This window comes from Boseongicola sp., from assembly GCF_057460485.1.
This window is the reverse complement of sequence record NZ_JBVCWP010000222.1, coordinates 1-6,349: the sequence shown is the minus strand read 5'-3', so window position 1 is coordinate 6,349 and position 6,349 is coordinate 1. Positions and strand designations below refer to the sequence as shown.

Sequence of the window (6,349 nt, the reverse complement as noted above, 5' to 3'; positions counted from 1 at the left end):
GTTCGACTGCTGCAAGCAGCACCTGAGAAAGCATTGCTTACTATTTGAGCGATGGTTGCTATCAGGTCGGATTTGCTGATCCGACAAATTGTCATGGTTCAATATATAAATTGACATGATTGCTGGGCTGCTAAACCAATTGCGTAGTGGGGATGTAGAAGTGTGCGCGGCTGACGGCCTGTGCGTGACTGATGGCCAGCGTGTTTATTGCTTTTCACTCTAAAAAACACGGACGGGCGCACGTGCTGTGCCCGCGACCAGCAGACTTGGTTGCAGATCCGTAAAACAGAGAGGTTATAACGATGAACTTGAAGAAAATACTCGCCGGTGCGACGGCCTTGGTCTTTGTAGGAACTTTCGCTTCAGCAGACACATGGCGCTATGCATTCGAAGAGTCGCTGGACGAGGTCCAGGGCCAGTTTGCCCAGAAATTTAAAGAGTATGTTGAGGCAAATTCGGATCATGAAATCCAGTTGTTCCCTTTCGGAACGCTCGGTGAATCCGCAGATATCATGGAGCAGGCGCAAGCTGGCATCCTGCAGTTCGTCAACCAATCGCCCGGTTTCACCGGGTCGCTGATCCCTGAGGCGCAGGTATTTTTCGTTCCTTACCTTCTGCCCACAGATCAGGCGCAACTTGCGCGCTTCTTTCGCGACAGCAAGGCGATAAACGAAGATTTTCAAGGGCTTTACGCTGCCCAAGGGCTTGAGCTCTTGCAGATGTACCCCGAAGGCGAAGTCGCTATGACGACCAAGGCACCGGTCAAAAGCTGTGCTGACCTTGACGAGGTCAAATTCCGCGTAATGACCAACCCGCTTTTGGTAGAGAGCTACAAAGCATTTGGCGCGATCCCGACACCGCTTCCTTGGGGCGAGGTGTATGGTTCTCTGCAAACCAACATTATTCAGGGCCAGGAAAACCCGACATTCTTCCTCTATTCGACCAAACTTTACGAAGTAACCGACTATATCACTTATGCCGGGCACAACAACTTCACCACGGCTCTGATGGCCAACCTCGACTTTTATGACGGGCTTTCGGGCGACGAGCAAAAGGTCATTCAGGATGCGACAGATGCGGCCTATGACTTCATTGTTGAGTATCAGGACGGTCTGGCTGCCACTGAGCTTGCCAAGATCATGGAAGCTAAGCCTGAGATGACTGTTACTGTTCTCTCTGAAGACGAGCGTGCCTGCTTTAAGGCGGCGGCTTCCGAAGTTGAGGCCAAATTCATCGAGATGACCGGCGACTCCGGTGCTGCGATTCTTGAACAGATGAAGGCCGATCTTATGGCTGCAGCTGACGGCTGATCCCTCCTCGAGGAATAGCCCCGGCTCGCGAGAGCCGGCCGGGGCCCTTGACCAACTCGCTGTTAGGAGCCGGACGTGACAGACAAACCGCATTCTAACGAACATGCCTCCAGTCTGCCCGGATTTCTGGGCACACTGGATAGCGCAATTTCGAGAATTGAATCAGTTATGCTTGCTGCGGGTGTTATCCTTATGGCCACCAACACCATCAGTAATGTCATCGGCCGGTTCGTGTTTCAAAGCAGTTTGTTCTTTTCTGAAGAACTGAACCGCATTCTGATTATCATGATTACCTTTGCCGGCATCAGCTATGCTGCACGTCAAGGTCGGCATATCCGCATGTCAGCTATTTATGATGCGATGCCGTCGCGGATCCGCAAATTCATGATGATTGTCATATCGCTTGTCACAGCCACCATCATGTTCGGCCTTTGCTATTATGCCATCAATTATATTGGAACTCAGGCCAGCCGAGGACGGGTGCTGCCGTCCCTTCAGATCCCCGTATGGTGGACGCTTGTTTGGGTGCCTGTCGGATTTTTCATGACGGGGATGCAGTACCTTCTGACGGCTATCAAAAATATTGTTGAGAAAGACATCTATCTCTCGACCAATGTGCTTGAAGGCTACGACAACGATGAAATCGAGATTTGAGGGGAACGGCTCATGGCACTAACGATCTTTTCCATCATGATCGTGCTTCTCTTGCTCGGTTTTCCCATGATGGTCCCGCTGATCGCCGGGGCATCTGTTGGCTTTTACATGATGTTGAACGGCTTTTCACAGATGGAAACTATGATTCAGCAGTTCATGGCGGGCATCCGACCTGCGTCGCTCATTGCGGTCCCGATGTTCATCTTTGCTGCGGACATCATGACCCGGGGCCAATCAGCTGACCGGCTGATCGATATGGTGATGAAATTCATGGGCCATATCAAAGGCGGTCTGGCAGTATCCACGGCGGCAGCTTGTACGATGTTCGGGGCAGTGTCCGGCTCGACGCAAGCGACAGTGGTGGCTGTTGGCGGCCCGCTGCGACCGCGTATGCTGAAGGCGGGGTACAAGGACAGCTTTGTTCTGGCCCTGATAGTAAACTCGTCTGACATTGCATTCCTGATTCCACCGTCCATCGGTATGATAATCTATGGAGTTGTCTCAAACACGTCAATTTCCGAACTCTTCATCGCGGGTATCGGCCCGGGACTTTTGATCCTTGTCCTTTTTTCGATCTACTCAGTGATTTATGCGATCCGCCACGATGTGCCGACTGAGGACAAGGCAACTTGGGGCGCGCGCTTCGGGGCGGTCAGGCGCGCAATTTGGCCACTAGGCTTTCCAGTGATTATCATTGGAGGCATCTATGGCGGGATTTTCTCTCCGACTGAGGCTGCTGCGGCCTGTGTTTTTTACGCATTGATGCTCGAAGTCGTGATCTTTCGCTCGATGAACCTAGCCGATGTCTATAGCACCGCCAAATCCACCGGTCTGATCACCGCGGTTGTATTCATCCTTGTTGCGGCCGGCGCGGCCTTTTCCTGGGTTATCTCTTTCGCACAAATTCCACAGGTAATCCTTGGTTCTATCGGCATCGATGAGATGGGTCAGTATGGGGTTCTCTTCGTGATTTCGATCGCGTTTTTTATCGGGTGCATGTTCGTCGACCCTATTGTTGTCATCCTTGTACTTGTCCCGATCTTTGCCCCAGTGGTCAAAGACGTTGGTCTCGATCCTGTTCTGGTTGGAACGGTGATCACACTTCAGGTGGCGATTGGGTCAGCAACACCACCATTCGGGTGCGATATATTTACGGCAATAGCTGTCTTTAAACGCCCCTATATCGAAGTCATCAGAGGGACGCCGCCATTTATCGTCATCCTTCTGAGCGTCTCGGTCGCTTTGATTTACTTCCCTCAGATCGCTTTGTTTCTGCGTGATCTGGCATTTGCGAAATAGCGGGGCAGCTATGTTCAAACACATACTCGTACCAATCGATGGTTCACGAAACGCGATCGCCGCGCTTGAAAAAGCCGTGGAACTTGCATCGCTTGTTAAGGCTAGGATTTCGATCCTGACAGTCTATCGCCACCACTCCTTGCTTGAGGCATCTTTTTCAATGGTGCGTCGCGACACGCCCGAGCCGATGGACGATTCAATGCGTGCCTACGCCAAAGAAGTTGCAGAAGAGGCCAAGAGCCGGGCAGTGGAACTAGGAGCGATAGGGCTCCGTGCCGTTGTGAAAAACGGACCCGTGGCGCGCGGCATTGTTTCATTCGCTAAGGAAAACAATGTGGACCTGATTGTCATGGGCGGCCGCGGTATGGGGTCCGTCGAAAGCTATCTGCTCGGAAGCGTGTCTCATAAGGTGACAGGGATGTCGGCCTGCCCAGTGATGATTGTGTAGTGAAATGGGAGAACGCGCAGAGGTATTGCTGTCTTCCATCCCTGTTCAACTGGAGCCCGCAGAGGCCGTAACCCGCCTTGGACTGATCGCGCTTGCTACGGACCTGACGACAGAACGAGACGCCGCACGGCTCATTCCACACGATCGTGCGGCTTTGCACGTGACAAGGGTCGCGTTTGAGAACCCAACCACCGCGGAAAACCTGTTACGAATGGCGCCGCTCTTGACCGAAGCGGCGCGTTTGTTGCTGCCCGGAGAACCTATGGCGGCGATATACTACGCCTGCACAGCCGCCTCGGTCATGATTGGTGACGACGCGATCAGACATGCCATTCAGGCGGGCAAACCCGACGTCCCTGTCGTCACACCGACCGATGCCGCGCTGACGGCGTTCCGTTCGCTTGGCGTGCAGCGGATCACTTTGGTCACGCCATATTTGTCCAAAACGACCCAGCCAATGGTTGCTTACTTTCAGCGAAAGGGGCTGGAGGTCGTGTCGGCACAGTGCCTTGGCCTTGAGGATGATCGAAACATGGCAAGAGTCTCATCGCAAACTATCATCGACGCCGCGATAGCTGCCGACCGTCCTCAGTCTGAAGGCGTGTTCCTATCGTGCACGGCGCTTCCGGCGCTAGGTGTTATTGAAGCTCTCGAGGATCGCCTTGGGAAGCCTGTCATCTCATCAAATCAGGCGGGCCTTTGGCAGATGTTGAACCACGCACGATTGGCCCCTAATGAAGGACTAGGTAAAATCTTCGATCGGATGCCTCTGGAGGCGGTGTATGACTAAGTTCGCGCTCCCGACTGAACGCAGCGAAAACAGCGTCACGTTGGACGAGATCATTGAAGCACGGCGCACTATTTCTGGCATGATACGACACACGCCTGTTGAACCTTCAGTCTCGTTGTCGAAGAGCATGGGTGTTCCGGTTAACCTGAAACTGGAGCATAGCCAGTTGAGTGGCAGCTTTAAGTTTCGCGGCGCGTCGAACGCTGTGGCCCATCTGACAGAGACAGAGCGCGCTGCTGGTGTTGTGGGCGTCTCCACAGGTAACCATGGACGAGGTTTGGCGCGCGCCTGCGCAAACGCGGGCGTCCGCTGTGTTATCGCGATGTCAGAGTTAGTGCCCCAAAATAAGATCGAGGCGATCCGGGGGGAGGGTGCTGAGGTGCTGATCCGGGGCCGTAGTCAGGACGAAGCACAAGCCGCTGTTGATGCACTCGTCGCAGAGGGCATGACAATGATTCCCCCCTTTGATCACCGCCATATCATCGCTGGTCAGGGAACGCTCGGGCTCGAGATTTCCGAGGAGATGCCCGAGGTTGAGACCGTTTTGGTGCAGGTCTCCGGCGGCGGGCTGATATCGGGAGTGGCCGCCGCGCTGAAGGCCCGCCTGCCACATGTCCGCATCGTCGGGATCTCAATGGAGCGGGGGGCGGCCATGCACGCAAGCCTTGCGGCCGGTCACCCGGTTGAGGTCACGGAACTCGCCACATTGGCCGACAGTCTGGGTGGAGGGATAGGGCTCGACAATTGCTTTACCTTTCCGATGGTGCGCGAACTCGTAGACGACCTGGTTTTGCTCACCGAGGCAGAAATCGCAAACGGCATTCGCCATTGCTACTGGGAAGAACGACAGATTGTCGAAGGCTCCGGTGCGGTGGGGGTAGGGGCGCTTTTGGCGGGTAAAATCACTTTGTCTGGGCCTACTATGCTTATACTCAGCGGCGGGAATATCGACATGTCATTGCACCACAGGGTTATCTCAGGGGAAGATGTCGACGTTTCTCAAGAGAGCTCATAATGCCAAAAATCCGCATTCTGACTGAGGCCGAACTTCGCAAAGCGGTGCCACTGGATCTCGACACGATCCAATGCATAGAAGACGGTTTCCGTGCGCTTGCCGGTGGGAACGTCGCTATGCCACCCATCCTGTCCATGGCGATCAAAGATTTTAATGGTGAGGTCGACGTCAAGACGGCCTATGTCCCAGGTCTGGATAGTTTTGCGGTGAAAATCTCCCCCGGATTTTTTGATAACCCCAAGATCGGCCTTCCATCGACGTCTGGACTGATGGTCTTGTTCTCAGCACGCACAGGCCAGCTCGAAGCCCTGTTGCTCGACAATGGATATCTCACGGATGTACGCACTGCCGCGGCAGGCGCCGTTGCTGCGCGTATTTTGTCCCGGGAGGACTCTTCAAGCGCTGCAATTTTTGGGTCAGGCATGCAGTCGCGTCTTCAACTTAAGGCTCTGTGCCTCGTGCGCCCCATTGAGCGAGCTTTGATCTGGGCACGAAATTCAGAGGCGGCAAAGGCTCTTGCTGCAGAGCTTACAACAGATCTTGGGATCGAGGTGGCGGCCGTGGATGATCCACAAACGGCCGTTGCCCAAGCGGCTGTCATCATAACAACGACGCCCGCGTCCTCGCCAATTCTCAAGGCTGACTGGCTCAGACCCGGGCAACACGTGACGGCCATGGGATCGGATCAGAACCATAAGGGCGAATTGGAGCCAGCCTGTTTGAAACGCGCAGATCTCTATGTACCGGATCGTCTGAGCCAAACGCGAAATCTCGGCGAATTGCGTAACGCAATCGCGGCCGGGCTGATATCTCCGGACGCGTCGTTTGCAGAG

Annotated in this window: 7 protein-coding genes; all 7 read left to right on the top strand. The window is 54.4% G+C overall.

Annotated features, from left to right (window positions below):
* Positions 1-302: 302 nt before the first annotated feature.
* Positions 303-1,310, top strand: a complete 1,008-nt coding sequence (locus AC221Y_RS18460; protein ID WP_299753589.1) for a TRAP transporter substrate-binding protein — start codon at positions 303-305, stop codon at positions 1,308-1,310.
* A 75-nt stretch (positions 1,311-1,385) separates the two neighbouring features.
* Positions 1,386-1,964: a TRAP transporter small permease gene (locus tag AC221Y_RS18455; RefSeq protein WP_299756553.1), complete on the top strand. Its 579-nt coding sequence runs from the start codon at positions 1,386-1,388 to the stop codon at positions 1,962-1,964.
* A 12-nt stretch (positions 1,965-1,976) separates the two neighbouring features.
* Positions 1,977-3,263, top strand: a complete 1,287-nt coding sequence (locus AC221Y_RS18450) for a TRAP transporter large permease (RefSeq protein ID WP_299756551.1) — start codon at positions 1,977-1,979, stop codon at positions 3,261-3,263.
* A 10-nt stretch (positions 3,264-3,273) separates the two neighbouring features.
* Positions 3,274-3,711, top strand: coding sequence for a universal stress protein (locus AC221Y_RS18445; protein WP_486707985.1), 438 nt, complete (start codon positions 3,274-3,276; stop codon positions 3,709-3,711).
* A gap of 4 nt (positions 3,712-3,715) precedes the next feature.
* Positions 3,716-4,501 (top strand): aspartate racemase/maleate isomerase family protein, encoded by a 786-nt coding sequence (locus AC221Y_RS18440; protein WP_299756547.1) that lies wholly within the window; start codon positions 3,716-3,718, stop codon positions 4,499-4,501.
* Positions 4,494-5,516, top strand: coding sequence for a hydroxyectoine utilization dehydratase EutB (eutB, locus tag AC221Y_RS18435; RefSeq protein WP_299756545.1), 1,023 nt, complete (start codon positions 4,494-4,496; stop codon positions 5,514-5,516). The genes AC221Y_RS18440 and eutB overlap by 8 nt, the downstream gene beginning before the upstream one ends.
* Positions 5,516-6,349, top strand: an 834-nt coding sequence (locus AC221Y_RS18430; protein ID WP_486707984.1) for a cyclodeaminase, incomplete at its 3' end; no start/stop codon positions are given. The genes eutB and AC221Y_RS18430, both read left to right, overlap by 1 nt.

What these genes read in the sequence shown, in the direction of transcription:
- AC221Y_RS18445 (WP_486707985.1), top strand. Translation starts at nt 3,274, where the DNA reads ATGTTCAAACACATACTCGTACCAATCGATGGTTCACGAAACGCGATC.
- AC221Y_RS18460 (WP_299753589.1), top strand. Translation starts at nt 303, where the DNA reads ATGAACTTGAAGAAAATACTCGCCGGTGCGACGGCCTTGGTCTTTGTA.
- eutB (WP_299756545.1), top strand. Translation starts at nt 4,494, where the DNA reads ATGACTAAGTTCGCGCTCCCGACTGAACGCAGCGAAAACAGCGTCACG.
- AC221Y_RS18450 (WP_299756551.1), top strand. Translation starts at nt 1,977, where the DNA reads ATGGCACTAACGATCTTTTCCATCATGATCGTGCTTCTCTTGCTCGGT.
- AC221Y_RS18440 (WP_299756547.1), top strand. Translation starts at nt 3,716, where the DNA reads ATGGGAGAACGCGCAGAGGTATTGCTGTCTTCCATCCCTGTTCAACTG.